19 protein-coding genes and 1 pseudogene are annotated in these 17,998 nt (G+C 72.0%); 14 read left to right on the plus strand and 6 right to left on the minus strand.

Annotated features, from left to right (window positions below):
- Positions 1 to 22: 22 nt before the first annotated feature.
- On the plus strand, positions 23 to 1,141 hold the full coding sequence (locus tag ACIOC0_RS05035; RefSeq protein ID WP_402152539.1) for an enoyl-CoA hydratase/isomerase family protein: 1,119 nt from the start codon (positions 23 to 25) through the stop codon (positions 1,139 to 1,141).
- 92 nt (positions 1,142 to 1,233) lie between these two features.
- Here the strand turns inward: ACIOC0_RS05035 and ACIOC0_RS05040 are convergent, their stop codons facing one another.
- The 4 genes from ACIOC0_RS05040 to ACIOC0_RS05055 form a co-directional block, all read right to left on the minus strand.
- Complete coding sequence (locus ACIOC0_RS05040) at positions 1,234 to 2,469, minus strand: cytochrome P450 (RefSeq protein ID WP_402152541.1); 1,236 nt, start codon at positions 2,467 to 2,469, stop codon at positions 1,234 to 1,236.
- 23 nt (positions 2,470 to 2,492) lie between these two features.
- A complete protein-coding gene (locus ACIOC0_RS05045; RefSeq protein WP_402152543.1) occupies positions 2,493 to 3,884 on the minus strand; it encodes an NAD(P)/FAD-dependent oxidoreductase in 1,392 nt (463 codons plus the stop codon).
- The gene (locus ACIOC0_RS05050; protein ID WP_402152545.1) at positions 3,874 to 4,101 is read right to left on the minus strand and encodes a ferredoxin; all 228 of its coding nucleotides are present in this window, start codon (positions 4,099 to 4,101) and stop codon (positions 3,874 to 3,876) included. Before ACIOC0_RS05050 ends, ACIOC0_RS05045 begins: the two co-directional genes overlap by 11 nt.
- Before the next feature lie 195 nt (positions 4,102 to 4,296).
- Positions 4,297 to 4,935 (minus strand): hypothetical protein, encoded by a 639-nt coding sequence (locus ACIOC0_RS05055; protein ID WP_402152547.1) that lies wholly within the window; start codon positions 4,933 to 4,935, stop codon positions 4,297 to 4,299.
- A gap of 321 nt (positions 4,936 to 5,256) precedes the next feature.
- Here ACIOC0_RS05055 and ACIOC0_RS05060 point away from each other — a divergent pair, with 321 nt between their 5' ends.
- The 7 genes from ACIOC0_RS05060 (at position 5,257) to pqqE (ending at position 10,178) form a co-directional block, all read left to right on the plus strand.
- Complete coding sequence (locus ACIOC0_RS05060; protein WP_402152549.1) at positions 5,257 to 5,529, plus strand: hypothetical protein; 273 nt, start codon at positions 5,257 to 5,259, stop codon at positions 5,527 to 5,529.
- Between the two features lie 220 nt (positions 5,530 to 5,749).
- Positions 5,750 to 6,907 carry a PQQ-dependent sugar dehydrogenase gene (locus ACIOC0_RS05065; RefSeq protein ID WP_402152551.1) on the plus strand — a complete coding sequence of 386 codons (1,158 nt, stop codon included), beginning with the start codon at positions 5,750 to 5,752 and terminating at the stop codon, positions 6,905 to 6,907.
- Between the two features lie 64 nt (positions 6,908 to 6,971).
- Entirely contained in the window at positions 6,972 to 7,112 is a 141-nt protein-coding gene (pqqA, locus tag ACIOC0_RS05070) for a pyrroloquinoline quinone precursor peptide PqqA (RefSeq protein WP_402152553.1), read from the plus strand.
- A gap of 9 nt (positions 7,113 to 7,121) precedes the next feature.
- Complete coding sequence (gene pqqB, locus ACIOC0_RS05075) at positions 7,122 to 8,036, plus strand: pyrroloquinoline quinone biosynthesis protein PqqB (protein ID WP_402152555.1); 915 nt, start codon at positions 7,122 to 7,124, stop codon at positions 8,034 to 8,036.
- On the plus strand, positions 8,033 to 8,782 hold the full coding sequence (gene pqqC, locus ACIOC0_RS05080) for a pyrroloquinoline-quinone synthase PqqC (RefSeq protein ID WP_402152557.1): 750 nt from the start codon (positions 8,033 to 8,035) through the stop codon (positions 8,780 to 8,782). Before pqqB ends, pqqC begins: the two co-directional genes overlap by 4 nt.
- Positions 8,782 to 9,051, plus strand: coding sequence for a pyrroloquinoline quinone biosynthesis peptide chaperone PqqD (pqqD, locus tag ACIOC0_RS05085; RefSeq protein ID WP_351089604.1), 270 nt, complete (start codon positions 8,782 to 8,784; stop codon positions 9,049 to 9,051). The genes pqqC and pqqD overlap by 1 nt, the downstream gene beginning before the upstream one ends.
- Entirely contained in the window at positions 9,039 to 10,178 is a 1,140-nt protein-coding gene (gene pqqE / locus ACIOC0_RS05090; RefSeq protein WP_402152559.1) for a pyrroloquinoline quinone biosynthesis protein PqqE, read from the plus strand. The genes pqqD and pqqE overlap by 13 nt, the downstream gene beginning before the upstream one ends.
- Positions 10,179 to 10,644: 466 nt before the next feature.
- Here the strand turns inward: pqqE and ACIOC0_RS05095 are convergent, their stop codons facing one another.
- A complete protein-coding gene (locus tag ACIOC0_RS05095; RefSeq protein ID WP_402152561.1) occupies positions 10,645 to 10,827 on the minus strand; it encodes a hypothetical protein in 183 nt (60 codons plus the stop codon).
- 217 nt (positions 10,828 to 11,044) lie between these two features.
- Here ACIOC0_RS05095 and ACIOC0_RS05100 point away from each other — a divergent pair, with 217 nt between their 5' ends.
- The 5 genes and pseudogenes from ACIOC0_RS05100 (at position 11,045) to ACIOC0_RS05120 (ending at position 16,566) form a co-directional block, all read left to right on the plus strand.
- A complete protein-coding gene (locus ACIOC0_RS05100; protein WP_402152563.1) occupies positions 11,045 to 11,650 on the plus strand; it encodes a hypothetical protein in 606 nt (201 codons plus the stop codon).
- A gap of 117 nt (positions 11,651 to 11,767) precedes the next feature.
- Positions 11,768 to 13,357: a hypothetical protein gene (locus ACIOC0_RS05105; protein WP_402152565.1), complete on the plus strand. Its 1,590-nt coding sequence runs from the start codon at positions 11,768 to 11,770 to the stop codon at positions 13,355 to 13,357.
- Between the two features lie 265 nt (positions 13,358 to 13,622).
- Positions 13,623 to 14,177, plus strand: a pseudogene (locus ACIOC0_RS05110) (recombinase family protein); the annotation flags it as partial.
- A 276-nt stretch (positions 14,178 to 14,453) separates the two neighbouring features.
- On the plus strand, positions 14,454 to 15,212 hold the full coding sequence (locus ACIOC0_RS05115; RefSeq protein WP_402153218.1) for an IclR family transcriptional regulator: 759 nt from the start codon (positions 14,454 to 14,456) through the stop codon (positions 15,210 to 15,212).
- A 259-nt stretch (positions 15,213 to 15,471) separates the two neighbouring features.
- Entirely contained in the window at positions 15,472 to 16,566 is a 1,095-nt protein-coding gene (locus ACIOC0_RS05120) for a PP2C family protein-serine/threonine phosphatase (protein ID WP_402153220.1), read from the plus strand.
- Between the two features lie 36 nt (positions 16,567 to 16,602).
- Here the strand turns inward: ACIOC0_RS05120 and ACIOC0_RS05125 are convergent, their stop codons facing one another.
- Positions 16,603 to 17,028, minus strand: a complete 426-nt coding sequence (locus ACIOC0_RS05125) for an ATP-binding protein (protein WP_402152567.1) — start codon at positions 17,026 to 17,028, stop codon at positions 16,603 to 16,605.
- Between the two features lie 199 nt (positions 17,029 to 17,227).
- On the opposite strand from ACIOC0_RS05125, the gene ACIOC0_RS05130 reads away from it, so the two are divergent.
- A complete protein-coding gene (locus tag ACIOC0_RS05130; RefSeq protein ID WP_402152569.1) occupies positions 17,228 to 17,995 on the plus strand; it encodes an IclR family transcriptional regulator in 768 nt (255 codons plus the stop codon).
- Positions 17,996 to 17,998 lie beyond the last annotated feature (3 nt).

Raw genomic sequence — 17,998 nt, forward strand, 5'->3', positions numbered from 1 at the left:
GCTGCCCGACGGGGGCATCCCGATGACCGGCGCCGAGAACGGCACCGGCCCCGCAGCGGAACCGGACCCCGGGACGCCGGCCGAGGAGCCCGTGCTGCTGCGCATCCGCGGCCGCGCCGCCCACCTCGTCCTCAACCGCCCGAAGGCCCTCAACGCCCTCAGCCACACCATGGTGCGCCGCATCGACGAGGCCCTCACCGCCTGGGAGCACGACCCGGCCGTCGAGACCGTCGTCATCACCGGCGCGGGCGAGCGCGGCCTGTGCGCCGGCGGGGACATCCGCAGCATCCACGCCGACGCCCGCGACGGCGACGGCAGCGCCTCGGCCGCCTTCTGGCGCGACGAGTACCGCCTCAACGCCCGCATCGCCCGCTACCCCAAGCCGTACGTCGCCGTCATGGACGGGATCGTCATGGGCGGCGGCGTCGGCGTCTCCGCGCACGGCAGCGTCCGCGTCGTCACCGAGCGGTCCCGCGTCGCCATGCCCGAGACCGGCATCGGCTTCGTCCCCGACGTCGGCGGCACCCACCTGCTCGCCCACGCCCCCGGCGAACTCGGCACCCACCTCGCCCTGACCGGCGCGCAGATCGGCGCCTCCGACGCGCTGCTGTGCTCACTCGCCGACCACTTCGTGCTGTCCGGCGCGATCCCCGGCCTCCTCGACGACCTGGCCGACCTGCCCGTCCCCGAGGCCCTGGCCCGGCACGCCGAGAACCCGCCGCCGGGGGAGCTGGCCGGGCGGCGGGAGTGGATCGATTCCTGCTACGCCACCGACTCGGTCGAGGAGATCGTACGAAGGCTGCTCGCGCACGGCGATCCGGCCGCCGAGGAGACCGCGCGGATTCTGCTGACCAGGTCGCCCACCGCGCTCAAGGTCACTCTGGCGGCCCTGCGCCGCGCCCGGCGGCTCGGCGGGCTGGAGCGGGTCCTGGACCAGGAGTACCGCGTGTCCTGCGCGGCCCTGAGCACGCACGACCTGGTCGAGGGCATCCGTGCTCAGGTCGTCGACAAGGACCGCACCCCCCGCTGGTCCCCGGCCGGCCTCGCCGACGTCACCGACGCCGACGTGGAGCGCTTCTTCACCCCGCTCGGCGAGCACGAACTCGGCCTCTCGGGACCCGGCACGGCCGCCCCCTGGTGAAACGGCCCTACGGGGAGCCGCGCTGGGCTGATCGCGTCGGGTGCCCCGGCCACGCGGGGCCGGGGCTCGGGCAGGGCGGCGTGGGGGGGGCGTCACGGGCGGATGTCGTCGCAGGCGATCGGCAGGTGGCGCGGTCCGCGCAGCACCGCGTTCCTCCGGTAGGGCGGCGGATCCTCCAGCAGGCGCGGGTTCACCAGCCGGCGCGCCAGCTCGGCCAGGGCGAACTGGGCCTCCAGCCGGGCCAGCGGCGCGCCGAAGCAGCTGTGGATCCCGCTGCCCAGGCCCAGATGCTGCACGTCCCGGCGGTCCGGGTCGAAGCGGTCCGGGTCGTCGAAGCGCCGCGGGTCGCGGTTGCCGGAGGCCAGCACCAGCCACAGGGAGGCGCCCTTGGGGATGGTGACGCCGTGCAGCTCGATGTCGGCGACGGTCGTGCGCTGCGGCACCAGCTGCACCGGCGGTTCGTACCGCAGCAGCTCCTCCACGATCGGCACGGCCAGCCGCGGATCCGCCCGCAGCCGCTCCAGCACGTCGGGGTGGCGCAGCAGGGTCAGCATCCCGTTGGTGACCAGGTTGACGGTCGTCTCGTGGCCCGCGATCAGCAGCAGCGCCGCCGTGCTGAGCAGCTCCATCGTGGTCATCGCGCCGTCCTCGCCCTTGGCCGTGGCCAACGCGGACAGCATGTCGTCGCCGGGGTTCTTGCGGCGCTCCTCGATCAGCCCGGCCAGGTACATGCCGAGCTGCATACGGGCCTCGTGCGACTCCTTGCCCCGCTGGCTCGGATCGGCGTCCGGGTCGGGGTCCAGGCTCGCCGCGATCGTCTCCGCCCAGGAGTGGAAGCGCGCCTCGTCCTCGCGCGGGATCCCGAGCAGCCGGCAGATCACCGTCACCGGGAACGGATACGAGAACTGGTCGACCAGGTCGATCCGCCCCGGCTCCTTGATGCCGTCGATGAGGCCGGAGACGATGTCGCGCAGCTCGCCCCGCATCCCGTCGACCCGGTGGGGGGAGTGCGGCGGGCCGAAGGGCCGGTTGGTCATCCGGCGCAGCCGGTCGTGCTCCGGCGGGTCCAGCCGCAGGAAGCTCGGCGGCAGCGCGCCCTCGTCCTCGGACGACTCGGCCAGCGGATCGCGGGTCGTCGAGGCCAGGTTGCGGGCGTCGGAGCTGATCCGCGGATCGTGCAGCAGACTGCGGATCTCGTAGTAGGTGCTGACGACGTACGGCCCGTCCTCCTCGTGCAGGACCGGCGTCTTGCGCAGTTCCTCGTAGATGGGATACGGGTCGGCGCGGTTGGCGTAGTCCAGGATCTGGTGCAGCAGGGATTGCGTCATGGCGGGTCCTCGGGGCCGTGCGGTCAGTGCGCGGGCTGGAACGTGAGCCGGCGGTCGGCCGGCGAGTAGCCGCTGAGGGTCACCGTGGGCCCGTGGGTGGGGACCGACGGGTCGGGGAAGTCCGCGTCCACCGGCCGCTGTCCGTCCGCGCGGCGGTCCACGGTGGGGAACGGCAGCGGGAACGGCGCCGTGGTCTCGATCAGCTTCTCGTAGAACGACAGCCACCGGGCGTGGTCGAAGGAGACAGCGCCGATGACGCGCCCCTGGTAGCCGTAGACGCCGACGAACCGGCGCTCGGCGAGCGAACCCTGCGACACGACGATGTCCGTGCCCAGCGTCGGCACGCCGACCGACTTGATGTTCACGCCGAACTGCGTGGACCAGAACGCCGGCATCCACAGGTGCGGGACGCGGTCGGCGCTCGCGCTGAGCATGTTGTGCGCCGCCGTCTCGGCCTGCGCCACGGCGTTGCCCCAGTGCTCCAGGGACAGGAACTGGTAGCCGAACAGGGCGTGCGGGGAGCGGGCGACGTCCCCGGCGACGAAGACGTCGTCGGTGACGATGCCGCGGAAGTCGAAGGCACGGCAGCCCGCGTCGCAGGCGATGCCGCGCGGTCCTGCGCCGAGCCCCGACCCCGCCAGCCACTCGGTGTTGCGGGTGGCGCCCAGCGAGACCACCACCACGTCGGCCTCGATGACGGAGCCGTCGGACAGGTGCGCGGCGCGCACCCGTCCCGAGGCGTCGCCCTCCAGCGCGGTCACCATGACCCCGCACCGCAGGTCCACGCCGTGCTCGCGCTGCAGTTCGGCGGCGACCGCCCCGACCACCCCGCCCAGCGCACCGACCAGGGGCGCCGCGCCGCGCTCGGCGACGGTGACGGCGAGCCCGCGCTCCCGGCACGCGGAGGCGATCTCCGAGCCGGTGAACCCGGCGCCGATGACGAGGACCCGCCGGGGTCCCTCGGCGAGCCGCCGGGCCAGCGCCGCGCCGTCGTCGCGGGTCCGCAGCACGAACACGCCGTCGAGTTCGGCCTCGGCCGGGTTCGGCCAAGGACGCGCACGCACCCCGGTGGCGATGAGCAGCCGGTCGTAGGGCACCTCCTCGCCGTCGGCCAGCCGCACCCGCCGGGCCGCCAGGTCCAGGCCGGTCGCCGCCGAGCCGAGCTGCCAGGTCGCGTCCAGCGCCCGGCGCCTGGGCAGCGCCGTGCGCTCGGCGGCGGCCTTGCCCAGCAGCACCTGCTTGGACAGCGGCGGCCGGTCGTACGGTTCGTAGGGCTCGTCGCCGACCATGGTCAGCGACCCGGCGAAGCCCTTCTCCCGCAAAGTCTCTGCAGCCCGCAGCCCAGCCAGCGAGGCGCCGACGACGACGATCCGGCCCTCACGCCGGAGCTGTTCCAGGGATCCGTCACCGTTCACCGGACACCGCCCCGGCCGGGGCGGTGTCCACCGAGTCGACGAGGATGGCCTGTACGGGGCAGGCGGCGGCCGCCTGGGCCAGTTTCTCGCGCTGCGCCTCGTCGGCCTCGGGGTCGTAGAGCAGACCCTCGTCGCCGTGCATGGCGAAGACGTCGGGGGCGAGGAACGCGCACTGCGCGTACCCCTGACAGCGATTCAGGTCGACGACTAGCCTCACCAAGGGATCGGTCCTCTCCAGTGGCCGCGGACCCCCCGCTCGACCATCCTCCGCGCCCGCCGGGGATGCGGCGACGAGAAGCCGCCCGTCGGGGTGACGGGCGCGGACGGCGGGGCGCCTTGGCGGCGCGGTCGCGTGAGCGGGGGCAGGGGCGAGCGGGCAGGGTGAGCGGGTGAGGGTGAGCGGGCGCGCGGCTCAGACCGTCTCGGGGGATTTCGCGGGCGCGGGGCGCCGCCCCCGCAGCACGGACACGCTGATGACCAGCGCCCAGGCCGGGAACACCAGCTCCGACCAGGGCACGTTCGCCCCCACCACGAGCAGCGTCAGCCCCGCGAGATAGCCGACGAGGATCAGCGGGCGGGGGAAGACGCCGAGGCGGCGGCCGATGGCGGAGGTCGTGAAGATGAACACCGCCGCCATCCGCATCGCGTACGTGGTGAGCAGGGCGTAGGCGAAGTGGCGGCCGAACGCCGACGGCTGCTGGCTCTCGTCCAGCACCGTCGCCGCCGCGGCGGCGCTGGCGAACAGCGTGGCGACGAAGACCAGCCCGCTGCCCATGAACACCGTGGCCACGAACCGGTCCTCGCCCTCGCCCGCCTGCTCGCGCAGCGCCCCCATGAACCACAGGAAGGCGATCCCGGCGAACGGCACCAGCGCCAGCGCCGACCGCACGGCGCCGCGCTGCCCCTCGCTGACGGCGACCTCGTCCCCGCCGGCCCCGCCCGGCAGGGCGGTCCGCATCAGAACGATCGCCGCCGCCATGAGGACCGCGAAGACGATCCCGGCGATCCCGGCGGCCCGGGGCGTCCCCAGGCGCTCCTGCTTGTGCGCCATCGCTGCTCGCTTCCTGTCCGCTGCCGTCCGTACAGCTCCTGCCTAAAGCCAGCAGCATCACGGGCCGTCCCGCCACCGGGAGCGCCGCGCTCAGGGGCGGCTCAGCGGCTGCGGATGGCGCTCGTGGTGAAGAAGCCGGTGGCGGCGGCCGTGATCAGGGCGCAGACGGCGAACAGGACGGTGCGTCGCATGGGGGAGACCTTTCGGCGGTGACGACGGATGGGTCCTGCTCAACGCCGGCCGGGCCCCAGACGCTTCGCCGGCGGGCCGACGCCACTCGGACAGACGCGACCGTGCGGGGGGCCGCCGGCCCCGAACACGGTGTCCGGCGCCGGGCGAGGGGGCGGCGACCTCGCCATCGTCCGCGACCTCGACCGCGCCCGCCTCCTGGTGAACTTCCGCGCCGAGGAGGTGAAGCAAGCCGTCAGCGACGTGCTCGGCCAGGCGCTGCCCCAACTCGACGGGGACGTGGTGGACGGGTTCCTGAACGACTTCACGACATCAGATCTGCGCAACGCTGACCTGGGTGACGTTGAGTTCGACGGGGAGCGAGCGAGAACGGGTAGCCCAGTGTGCCGCCGGCTTCGGTCGTGAACCGATGTCGGGCCGTCAGCCCGATGGGGGAACTCAGGTGGCCCGCGCGGAAATTCTGGCTCAATACTCCCTACAGAAGACATCGCCATGTCCCGCGCCTCATCTCTCTTTCTGAGGATGCATCACCTTGCGGCGCAGGAATGGGCGTCTCGGTATTGATTCGACGGCGGATCCCTTTTCGGAATGCAGCCGTCGTCCGCCACGACAGGAAAGGCATCACATGTCACGCTTGGCGCATTCGGCGCTGCATCGGGTCCGTCCGGGCAGAGCCGCGATCGCTGCCCTCACCGCCCTGCTCGGCGCCTGCGTCCTGCAGCCGACGTCAGCGACCGCCATGGCGGAGAACCCTGCATCGCAGGCGGCGGTCGGGGCGGGTACCCGGGCCGACAGCAGCGCCCCGTCCGGCGTGTCCGTCCTCTCCGACAAGTGGACGAGGCCCTGGGCCATCTCCTTCCTGCCCGACGGGAAGAGGGCGCTGGTGACCGAGCGCCGCAGCGCCACGGTGTGGGTCCAGAACAGCGACGGGTCCAAGAAGAAGGTGGGCGCGGTGCCGAACACCGTGGTCCCCTCTCCTGCCCGCAGGATCGGAAGCGGCGGACTGCTGGGCGTGGCCCCCTCGCCGACCTGGAACGGCACCACGGACAAGGACGTCTTCTTCGTCCATACGGCCGCCGCCGACATCCGGGTCGTGAAGATGCACTTCGACGGCACCTCCCTCAGCCACTACACCGTCGTGCTGGGCGGGATCACCCGAGGCGGGGACCACAACGGCGGTAAGATCGCCTTCGGCCCCGACGGCTATCTGTACGTCAGCGTCGGCGACGCCCTCCGGGGGAATCTCGCGCAGGACCGGAACTCGCTCAACGGGAAGATCCTGCGCATCACCAAGAGCGGCGCGGCAGCGCCCGGGAACCCGTTCGGCAACCGCGTCTACAGTCTTGGCCACCGCAATCCCCAAGGCCTCGCCTGGGACGCGCGGGGCAGGCTGTGGGAAACCGAGATCGGCGAGTCCACGTGGGACGAGCTCAACCTGATCAGTCCGGGCGCGAACTACGGCTGGCCCAGCTGCGAGGGGTCCTGCGCCAAAGCGGGCATGACCAACCCCAAGAAGGTCTGGCACCCGGACCAAGGAGGCGTGCCCGCCCAGATCGCGATCAAGCGCGACGTCATCTACGTCTCCACGCTCCTCGGCCAGCGGCTGTGGGCGTTGCCGATCGACAGCACCGGCAAGAACGTCGGAACGGCGAAGTCGTACTACAACGGCGCCTACGGCCGGCTGCGTGCCATCGCCAAGGTCCCCGGCCGCGACGAGCTGTGGGTCGGCACGACCGACCGCGGAGACGACAGGGACCGCATCCTCAAGATCATCGTCAAGTGACCTCCCCCTCCACCGACTCCTCACGCAGGAGTGAACTCACCACCCCCGAAAGGAAGGTACGCACATGACGGACACCATGGAGCAGCCCGAGCAGGCGGCCGCGACCATCACGGAGCAGGCCGACACGACCCCCTGGCAGACGCCCGGGTACACGGTCGTCGACACCGCCCTGGAAGTCACCGCCTACTCCCTCTCCACGCGCTAGTCTGCCGCCATGCTGCTGCAGGTGCTCGGCACCGCGGCCGGCGGCGGCGTCCCGCAGTGGAACTGTGCGTGCCCCGGGTGTTCCGGGGCACGCGCGCATCCCGAGCGGCGCCGCCGTCACGCGTCGCTCGCCATCCGCACGGACGAGGACCGCTGGTACCTCGTCAACGCCACCCCCGACGTCGGCGACCAGATCGAAGCCCACCGGGCGCTCCACCCCGGGCCCGGCCCCCGGCAGACACCGATCGTCGGTGTCGTCCTCACCGACGCCGAGCTCGACCACACCCTGGGCGTCGCTCGGCTGCGTGAGGCCCAGGGTGTGGAGATCCTCGCCACCGCCCCGGTCCGCCAGGCCCTGAACGACCGCCTGCGTCTCGGCGACGTACTGAGTCCCTACACTGCTCTGACGTGGCGCGAACTGCCGCGTCACGGCATTCAGCCGCTGAGCGGCGACGCCCTCGGCCCGTCCGGCCGAGGGGTGCGGATCAGCGCCGTCCCCGTGTCCGCCAAGCGCCCCCGCTACGCCGCCGACGCCCCCGAGGACGACGCCTGGGTGGTGGCCCTGCGCCTGTACGATCCGGCCACCGGCAAGACGGCCGTCTACGCCCCGGCCGTGGCCGCCTGGTCCGAGGCGCTGCACCGCGTCGCCTCCGAGGCCGACTGCGTCATCGTCGACGGCACCTTCTGGGACGACGAAGAGCCGCGCCGCACCGGTGTCTCCTCCCGCACCGCCACCGGCATGGGGCATCTGCCCATCGACGGACCCGGCGGCACCGCCGGCATCCTGAGCACACTGTCCGCCCGCTGCCTCTACACGCACCTCAACAACACCAACCCCCTTGTCGATCCCACTGCGGCGCAGCACAAGCGGCTCGCGGCACTGGGCATCGAGGTGGCCGACGACGAGATGGTGATCGAGCTGTGACCACGGCACTCGCCGCCCCGACGGAGCCCTGGAGCCCCGCCGAGTTCGAAGCCCGCCTGCGTACGGTGGGGCAGGAGCGCTACCACGACCGCCACCCCTTCAACGTGCGCATGCACGAGGGCGACCTCAGCCCGGCAGAGATCCGCCGCTGGATCGTCAACCGCTTCCACTACCAGCGCCACATCCCCGTCAAGGACGCGCTGATCACCGCGAAGCTGGACTCGTCGCGGCTGCGGCGCATGTGGCTGCGGCGGATCGAGGATCACGACGGCCGTCGGGAAGGCGAGGGGGGAATCGAGCGCTGGCTGCGGCTGGGCGAGGCAGCCGGCCTGGACCGCGCGACCTTGCAGACGGGTGAGGCCGTACTGCCGGGCGTGCGGCTGGCGGTGGAGGGCTACGTCAACTTCTGCCGCCTGCGCCCGCCGCTGGAGGCGGTCGCGGCATCGCTCACCGAGCTGACGGCTCCCGACCTGATGCGCTTGCGCATCGACGCCTTCGAGGGCCACTACACCTGGATCGAGCCGTCCGGACTCGACTACTTCCGCACCCGGGTCGACCAGGGGCGGCGCGACAGCGACGAGGCCCTCGCCCTCGTCCTGGAGTGGGCCCGTACCCGCGAAGAGCAACAGCGGGCCGTGGCCGCCCTGACCTTCAAGTGCGACGTGCTGTGGGCCCTGCTCGACGCCGTGCAGCAGGCCGGGCAGCACTCGGACGACCAGCCGTCCGGCCGGCGAGGGCAGATGTGATGCCGGAGCCCGAGAGCCCGTGGCGTCCGGCCCTCGCCCCCGCGCTGATGCTGCGGCACGACAACGTGCGGGGCACGGACCTGCTGCTCCTGCCGGAACGCGTCGTCGTCCTCGAGGGAAACGCCGGCCAGGTCCTCGGCCTGTGCGACGGCACGCGCACCGTCCGCGGAATCGTCGGAGCACTGGCCGAGCGCTACCCGGGCGCCCCGGTGGCCGCCGAGATCCCCTCTTTCCTCGACCGCCTGCACCAGGAGGGTTGGCTCACGTGACCGTTCCCCAGGCTTCCACGGACCCCGTACGTCCGCCACGCCCCTGGGCTCTGCTCGCCGAACTCACCCACGCGTGCCCGCTTCACTGCCCGTACTGCTCCAACCCGCTGGAACTGAAGCGCCGTTCGGGCGAACTGAGCACCGAGGAGTGGACGGACCTGATGCGCCAAGCCGGGGCGCTGGGGGTCGTACAGGCTCATCTCTCCGGCGGCGAACCGCTGTTGCGCCCCGATCTTGAGCAGATCGTCGCTGCTGCCTCGTCCGCCGAGATCTACACCCAGCTGGTCACGAGCGGCACCGCTCTGGACGAGGCCCGGCTGGGTGCGTTGTGCGCGGCGGGGCTCCGTAGTGTTCAGCTCTCCGTGCAGCACGCGGACGCTCAGGCGAACGACCGGATCGCCGGACGCCCCTCCTCCTTCACGGCCAAGGAGCGGGCCGCGGCACTCGTTCGCGGGTCCGGGCTTCCCCTCGGTCTCAATGTGGTGCTGCACCGTGACAACCTCGACGCCGTCGATGCACTCATCGAGTTGGGCGTGGCCTGGGGCGTGGACCGCATCGAGCTGGCCAACGCCCAGTTCTACGGCTGGGGCCTGCTCAACCGTGCCGCGCTGCTGCCCGCACAGGACCAGTTGGTCCGGGCCCGGGAGACCGTCGAACGCCGGCGGGAGCAGCTCGCCGGCCGTCTCGACCTGGTCTGGGTCGTCCCCGACTACTTCGACGGCGTCGCGAAGCCGTGCATGGGCGGGTGGGGGGCGGTCTCGCTCACCGTCGCACCCGACGGCGCCGTCCTGCCCTGCCCGGCCGCCGCGTCCTTGCCGGACCTCGACGCGCCCAACGTCCGGGACCGTTCGCTCGCCTGGATCTGGGACCACTCCGCGACCTTCAACCGCTTCCGCGGCACCGACTGGATGAAGGGCCCGTGCGGCGGCTGTCCGCGCCGGGATGAGGACTTCGGCGGCTGTCGCTGCCAGGCGTACGCCCTCACCGGTGACGCCGCCCGCACGGACCCGGCGTGCGGGCTGTCCCCCGACCACCACCTCGTTCGCACGCTTGTCGACCAGGGCCCGGCCCAGGACCCGCCCCCTTACGTCTACCGCCGCCCCGGAGTGGTGCCGCAAGCCCACTGAGGGCCACCGAGCCCTCGACCACCCGCCCCGCATCGCGCACGCCCTCGGTTCCCGCACCCTGCCGGCCGGGGTGCGGTCGCCGTACCGGATGTGTCAGCCGTCGCGCAGGGCCTTGTCGATGTCGCCCAGCGTCCTGGTCAGCCGTCCGTGGTCGGCCCCGGACTCCTACCTCTGTCCCCAGGGGAAAAGTAACCGACGGGTAGCTTTTGGGTAGTCAGATGATCCGGCCGGACACGACGGCCTACCGGACGTCGCTGGCGTACCTCCGAGGCGCGAGCCGCCCGCGCCGGCGGAGCTTCCTACGGCTGCGGCGTTCCGACGAGGCAGACGGAATCCCTACAGGCAACCGTCATCCAGTGAGAATCTGGCGGCCTCCTGGCCGGGATAACGGCTTCGGGGAACAGCTGGACAGCCATCAGCGGTAGCGGTAGTTCCGTTTATCGGGGTGCCGGGAGAACGGGTCTGCCTACTTGTAGGCGGCGACGGCGGCGAAGTAGATGCCGAGGCTGGTGGCTGCGGCGCCTGCGCCAGCAAGGATCGCCTGGGGAATGCCTGTCCCCGAGCGGTGGGCCAGCAGGCCCGTGGTCAATGCGATGTTGAGGGCGGTGGACAGGGCGAGCAGCAGGGACAGGATCTGCAGTGGGCTCATCGCGGGAACTCCCCCGTGGGTCGTGACAGCCCGGGCGGGCCGTGCGGGACGAGTCCGACGCTGACTGTCCACAGGGCCGTCCCACAGGAGTCCGATGACGACTGGACACGCCGGCCGGAAGTGCCCTGGTGGGCGCTAGGGTTCAGGTCACAACAGGCGATGTGTCCACCGGGGTGTCCAGGGGCGCCGTGGACACCCGCGCACGGACCAGCGGGGGATGCAAGGCATCGTGGTGACGGGACCAGTGGCACAAGAGCCGGAATACACCGCGTTGATCGACGAGCTGGTCCAGTTCCGTGACGGCCTGCTGGAAGGCGGGCCATCGGACCGCACCTTGTCCGAGGCCGCGCAGGTCCGCCCAACGACGATCGGGAACTGGCTGCGCAGAGGCCAGCTTCCCCAGGAGATTGATCAGCTGCTGCGGTTGGTGCGGGCCGTGCGGGGCTGGGCGGAAAATGCCGGGCTGACCAGCAGACCGGAGGTGGCCGCTCTGCTGGACGAGGAGCTGTGGAAGCGCGCCCATGAGGCCGAGGCCCGCCGGCGCGCGGACGGAACGCGGAGCGTGGTGCTGGCCGCCCAGGGCCGGGAGGTTTTGGCGCGGATGCGGCCAGGCGACCCGCTGACGGACGTGACCGACCCGTTCCGCCTGGAAGTGCACCGCGCGATCGGCACTGAGGTTGCTGGTCTTCCCAACCTTCCGGCGTATGTGGAGCGCAAGCATGACCGTGACCTGGCCGAGGTGGTGGCACAGGCCGCCGCCGGAACCAGTCAGATCGCAGTGCTGGTGGGCGGGTCCTCCACTGGCAAGACCCGCGCCTGCTGAGAAGTCCTTCGCCTGCTGCGCGAACGGTCCGAGCCATGGCGGTTATGGCACCCCATCGACCCCACCCGTCCCGACGCGGCCCTGACCGAACTGAGCAGCCTTGCTCCGCACACGGTGGTGTGGCTGAACGAGGCCCAGGAATACCTGGCACACGATCAGCTCGGCGAGCAGGTCGCCGCGGGCCTGCGGACCCTGCTGCACGACCCGCGGCGAACTCCGGTGCTAGTGCTGGCCACCTTGTGGCCCGAGCACTGGGAGACTCTGACCACCCGTGCCGATCCGGACCTGCACGGCCAGGCCAGGGAACTGCTGGACGGACACAAGATTAAAGTCCCGGATAAGTTCACCGACGCCGACGTTGCCGCACTGACCGACACCGCTGGCCGTGATCCCCGGCTCGGCGAGGCCGCCGCACACGCCCGCGATGGCCATATCACCCAGTACCTGGCCGGGGGACTGCTCCTGCTGGACCGCTACGAGGATGCTCCGCCCGCCGCTCGGGCGCTGATTCATGCCGCGATGGATGCCCGCCGACTCGGCGCCGGACCCCGTATCCCCCTGGCATGGCTGGCCCAGGCCGCCCCCGGCTACCTCACCGATAACGAGTGGGACGAGACCGGAGACGACTGGCTTGAGCAGACCCTGGGCTACGTCACAACACCGCGGAACGGCATCCCCGGCATTCTCACCTCCGTCAAAACGGGTGTCGACCGCAATCAGCGCAACCGCCCCACCATCCGGCCCGGTGCCGGGCCGGCTCGCCCTCGGCCCGGACAACAGGAGCCGGCGTACCGGCTGGCCGACTACCTCGACCAGCACGGCCGCCACCACCGCGCCGACGCGATCCCGCCCGTCGACTTCTGGACCGCAGCCGCCCACCATGCCCACCCCGACGACCTGGGCCCACTCGGCAACGCCGCCTGGAGACGCGGCCTGTACCGGGACGCCGCACAGTTCCACAAACTCGCCACCACCCACGGCCATGGCCACGCCGCAGAAGCCCTCGTCCGGCACCTAAGAAGACTGCACCGCGCCGACTTCCGCCCCGCCCAATGGGCCGCCGCGCACGTCGCCCTGGACTACCCGGGCGCAGTGGCCTGGCTGCTGTACGTGCTGCGGAGGGTGGGGGCTCAGGAGCAGGTGGACGCCCTGGCCGCACGGGCCGCTGCCCATGCCGCCCTCGATGACCCGGCCGCGGTGGCGCGGCTGCTGGACAGACTGCGGGAGGTGGAGGCCCGGGAACAGGTGGACGCGCTGCTGGCCCGCGATCCCGCTGCCCATGCCGCCCTCGACGACCCGGCCGCGGTGGCGCGGCTGCTGGACATGCTGCGGGAGATGGGGGCGCGGGAGCAGGTGGACGCCCTGGCCGCACGGGCCGCCCCCCATGCCGCCCTCGACGACCCGGCCGCGGTGGCTGGACTGCTTGACATGCTGCGGAGGGTGGGGACGCAGGAGCAGGTGGACGCCCTGGCCGCACGGGCCGCCACTCATGCCGCCCTCGACGACCCGGCCGCGGTGGCGCGGTTGCTAAAGGCGCTGCGGAAGGTCAGGGGCCGGGAGCAGGTGGACACCCTAGCCGCACGCCTTCCTGCCGCGGGGCAATTTCACCAGTTCATCGAGATCAGTGACCACCGCGAACGGTTCCGCTTCGGGCGAGAGCCTGACGGGAGCGCAGCCCATTCTTGGACTTGGGACGACTTGGAGTGATCCGGGAGCTTGGTACGAGATGGTTGCGCGAGACGGCGAGTCAACGCAGCCAGGCACGAGTTCGGTACTTACCTATGCACGCTGGGTGATTCTCACAAATGAACAGTTGCGAGAGTTCTGCGAGAGCCCCCGAACCGATCACGTTTCCGCAGGTCGCGATTCGCAGAAGTCCTCTCGAAACCAAAGGGTTGTGCGAGACCCTTCTGCGGTGGATCTGACGCCCGATCAAGCCGCACTGCGGTAGAACGAAACGACTGTCCGAAGTGTGAAGCTCCCGCCGGAAGTCCGTGCCGCACCCGCGGCGGGAGATGCGCGACGAAGTGCCACACCGCCCGCTTCATCCTCGTGCCCGCACTCCGCGAGGAACTCGACATCCTCGTGCCCGAAGACCGCAAGCCCGGGACGGCCGTGGAAGCCGGGCCCGCCCGTCGAAGCTGCCCCGGCGGCGCCGGCCGCCAAGCCGATCCGGATCGGCTACGCCCGCTGCTCGACCGCCCAGCAGGAGCTGCAGAACCAGCTCGACGCACTTGAACCGCTCTGCAAGCGCATCTTCGACGAGAAGATCTCCACGCGGGTGAAGACGCGGCCGAAGCTGGAGGCGGCGCTGAAGCTGGCGCACGACATCAAGGAGGCTGCCCCCGACCAGGAGGTCATCCTCACTGTCCACGAACTCAAGCGCCTCGCCCGCAACGCCGCCGAACTGATGACGCTGTCCGGCCAGCTCCAGGCGGCCGGCGTGCAGCTCGAACTCCTCACCGGCCCGCTCAGCGGCATCTACGACCCCAACGGCATGGGCGCGATGTTCTTCGCCGTCCTGGCCGCCGCCGCCCAGGACATCGTGGCGGCGCTGCTGGGGCAGTTCCCGGGACCCGGGACCACCAGCCAGAGGATCACTGACAGCTACTTTTCCCCTGGGGACAGAGGTAGGAGTCCGGGGCCTAATCGGCCGAGGCGACCCCTGCGGGGCGCCGATCCCGGAGAAACCCGCTCCGAAGTCACTGATGGACTGAAGGGCGTGGAGCGCCGGCACCGCTCCACGCGCACCGCGTTGTGCGTGCGCCTTGCCTGCGCGGCCCGCCCGGCGCACCCTGTGGGTATGGGTGCTCAAGAAGGCCCCACGCTCATCACCTCCGTCCAGCGCGCGTTCCGTCTGCTGGAGGCGGTGGGCGCGCACGAGAACGGCGCTCCGGCGAAGCAGCTGGCCCGGGAGACCGCCCTGCCGCTGGCCACCGCCTACCACCTGCTGCGCACGCTCGTCCACGACGGTTACGTGCGCAAGCTCGACGACGGCGTGTTCGTCCTCGGCGACAAGCTGCGGGCGCTGCACACGGACGGCCGCGGTCAGGCCCTGCTCAGCCGGGTCCGGCCGACGCTCGCCGCGCTGCGCGACGAACTGTCCGCGCCCGCCTACCTCACCTTCTACGAGGACGGGGAGATCCGGGTTGCGGAGATCGTCGACGGGCCGCGTACGCCCCGGGTCGACCTGTGGGTGGGGTTCGAGGACGCCGGACACGCCACCGCGCTGGGCAAGTCCGTGCTGCGGGAGATGGAGGCCGACGCCCGCGAGGACTACCTCTCCCGGCACCACCTCGCCGATCTCACCCCGCGGACCATCACCAGTCGCCTGGAACTCCTCCGGCGGCTCGACGTCGCCCCTCTCGCGCCGGCCGTGACAGACCTGGAGGAGTACGCGCTCGGCACGGTGTGCGTCGCCGTGCCCGTCTACAGCGGGGAGGTCATCGGCTCGCTCGGCGTCTCGCTGCCGGCCGACCGGCTCTCGCGGTTCGACGAGGTGCGCCGCCGGCTGATCCCCACGGCGAGCCGGGTGACCAGGAGCCTCTCGCTCACTATCTGAAAAGCCTCTCCTTGTGGCGACGGGGCCGCACCCTTTTTGCTGGACACAACGGATGAAAAGCGTTAAACCGGACACGCCTGGCGTGTCAGGTTAGACAGGCTGAGGCCCATCCGGGATGCGCACCCCCGTACACCCGCACACAGGTGAGGACCACCGACACAACATGAGTCACGCGCGAGACCACGGTGACGCCCACGGCCCGATACAGCGGCTCCCGAGGACCACGCTGCGGCTGCTGAGGACCATGCTGCGGTTCCCGATGGCCCTGCCCCGACGGCCCCTGCTGCCGCTCCTGCCCGTGCTCGTCGTCGCCGCCGTCGTGCTCGTCGACCTCGTCGGCGGAGCCGGCCTGATCTGGCTGCCCCTCCTCGCGGCCGGACCGGCGCTGGCCGCCACCACCAGCGGGCCGCGCGGAGTCCTCTGCGTCGGACTTCTCGCCGCCGCGCTGAGCACGATGCTCGGCATCCGCGACGCCGTGCACGGCCGTGAACTCCTCGCCATCCTGTCGGCCGTCGTGGCCGTCACCCTGGCCAGCGCCCTGACCGGCGCGCTGCGCCGGCGCCGGGAGCGGGTCCTCGCCGATGTCCGCTCCGTCGCCGAGGCCGCCCAGCACGCGCTGCTCAAACCCGTCCCGGAGACCGTCGGCCCGTTCCGGGCGGCCGTGCGCTACAGCGCCGCGGCGGCGGAGGCCCGCATCGGCGGCGACCTCTACGCACTGGTGCCCACGCCGCACGGGGTCCGGCTGATCGTCGGCGACGTGCGCGGCAAGGGACTCCCGGCGGTGGGGACCGCCGCGCTCGTGCTCGGCGTCTTCCGCGAGGCCGCGTACGACGAGCCCGGCCTCCTCGCCGTGGTCGACCGGATCGAGCGGAGCCTCGCGCGCAACCTGGGCGGCGACGACTTCGTCACCGCCGTGGTCGCCGGCTACCCGCGTTCCGGACGGCTGGAAGTGGTCAACTGCGGACACGCCCCGCCGCTGCTGGTGCGCCGGACCGGCGACGTCGTCCCGCTGGAGCCCGCCCGGCCGACCCCGCCGCTGGGACTGCGGGCCCTGTCGGGCGAGGCGCCGGTGCTGCAGGAGCTGCCCTTCGCCGACGGGGAGCAACTGCTGCTCTACACCGACGGCGTCACCGAGGCCCGCGACCACAACCGGGAGTTCTACCCGCTCGCCGAAGGCCTGGAACGCCATGTCGGCGACGAGCCGGCGCGCACGCTCAGCGCGCTCCACGACGAACTGCTGGCCCATGTGGGCGGCCGTCTGCACGACGACGCCGCGCTGCTTCTGCTGAGCAAGCCGCCGCTCGCCCGCGGGGCCGTCCGGGACTCCTGCGACGCGGCGCCCGTGGCGTCCTGACGCGGCTCCTGAAGCCGCAGCCCCCGCTCGCGTCCGTCACACCGCCACGAGATCCGCCCACCGGGTGACCCCGTCGCGGTGGACACGTACGCCGTGCCGGGTCGCCAGGGCGTGCACGATGTGCTCGCCCCGCCCGTGCTCGTCCGGGTCGACGTCCGCGCGCGTCTCGCCCGCGGCGGGCGCCGGCCCCGCGTCGGTCACCTCCACCCGCAGGGTGCTGAGCCCGCCGCTGCGCTGCAGCGACAGCCGCAGCTCCGCCGGGGGCAGTGCGTGGACGAACGCGTTGGTCAGCAGTTCCGACACGACCAGCAGGGAGTCCTCGGCCAGAGACGCGGAGACGTCCCACTCGGCAAGCACCGCCCCGGCCCGCCGACGCACGGTCGTCACGGCACCGGTCACGGGAGGAAGCCGCCACACCTGGGCGACGTCCTCCCGGACCATCCTGTTCAGCTCCAGCGGCATCTGCTTGTCCTCCGATGAGCGGTGAGCGACCGGGCGCCGGCCGTGGCGCGCATGCCCGGCCACGGTGCACGTTACGAAGCGGACGAAGCGGTAGTCAATGAACGAAGGTCGGCATTGCCGAACGCACCGGCCGACCCGGTGCCGAAACGGCCCTCTTCCCCGTACGGCGGGCCGCCCTCGGCGGTACTAGGCTCGCTACATGGCCGGCCCAGTCCAGTCCATCGAACGGGCGGCGGCGATCCTGCGTCTGCTCGCCGGCGGGTCGCGCCGGCTGGGGCTGGGCGAGGTGGCGGCCTCGCTCGGGCTGGCGAAGGGCACCGCGCACGGCATACTGCGCACGCTCCAGCACGTCGACTTCGTCGAGCAGGACGCCGCGACCGGGAAGTACCAGCTCGGCGCCGCGCTCCTGCACCTGGGCACCAGCTACCTGGACGTCAACGAACTGCGCTCGCGCTCCATCAACTGGGCCGACGCCCTGGCCGCCCGCAGCGGCGAGGCGGTCCGCCTGGGCACTCCGCTGGAGGGCCAGGTCCTCGTCGTCCACCATGTCTTCCGGCCGGACGACACCCTCCAGACCCTGGACGTGGGCTCGCTGCTGCCCCTGCACGCCTCCTCCCTCGGCAAGGTGCTGCTCGCCTTCGGCACCGCATCCCTGCAGACGGCCGTGGAGGCCGGGCTGGAGGCGTACACCCGGCACACCCTGGTCACCCGCGAACAGCTCACCCGGGCGCTCGCCGACATCCGCGAAGTGGGCTGGGCCGCCGAGGTCCAGGAGCTGAGCATGGGCGAGGCCGGCCTCGCCGCGCCGATCAGAGGGCACGGCGGCCTCGTCGTGGGGGCCATCGGACTGTCCGGCCCCGTCGAGCGGATCTGCGACGCCCAGGGCCACCCCCGGCCGAGCCTGATCACCCTCCTGCGCGAGGCGGCGCGCGCCATCTCCAGAGACCTGGGCGCGACACGCTGGTGACCC

The organism is Streptomyces sp. NPDC088254 (assembly GCF_044740925.1).
In the GTDB taxonomy this organism is placed as follows: domain Bacteria; phylum Actinomycetota; class Actinomycetes; order Streptomycetales; family Streptomycetaceae; genus Streptomyces.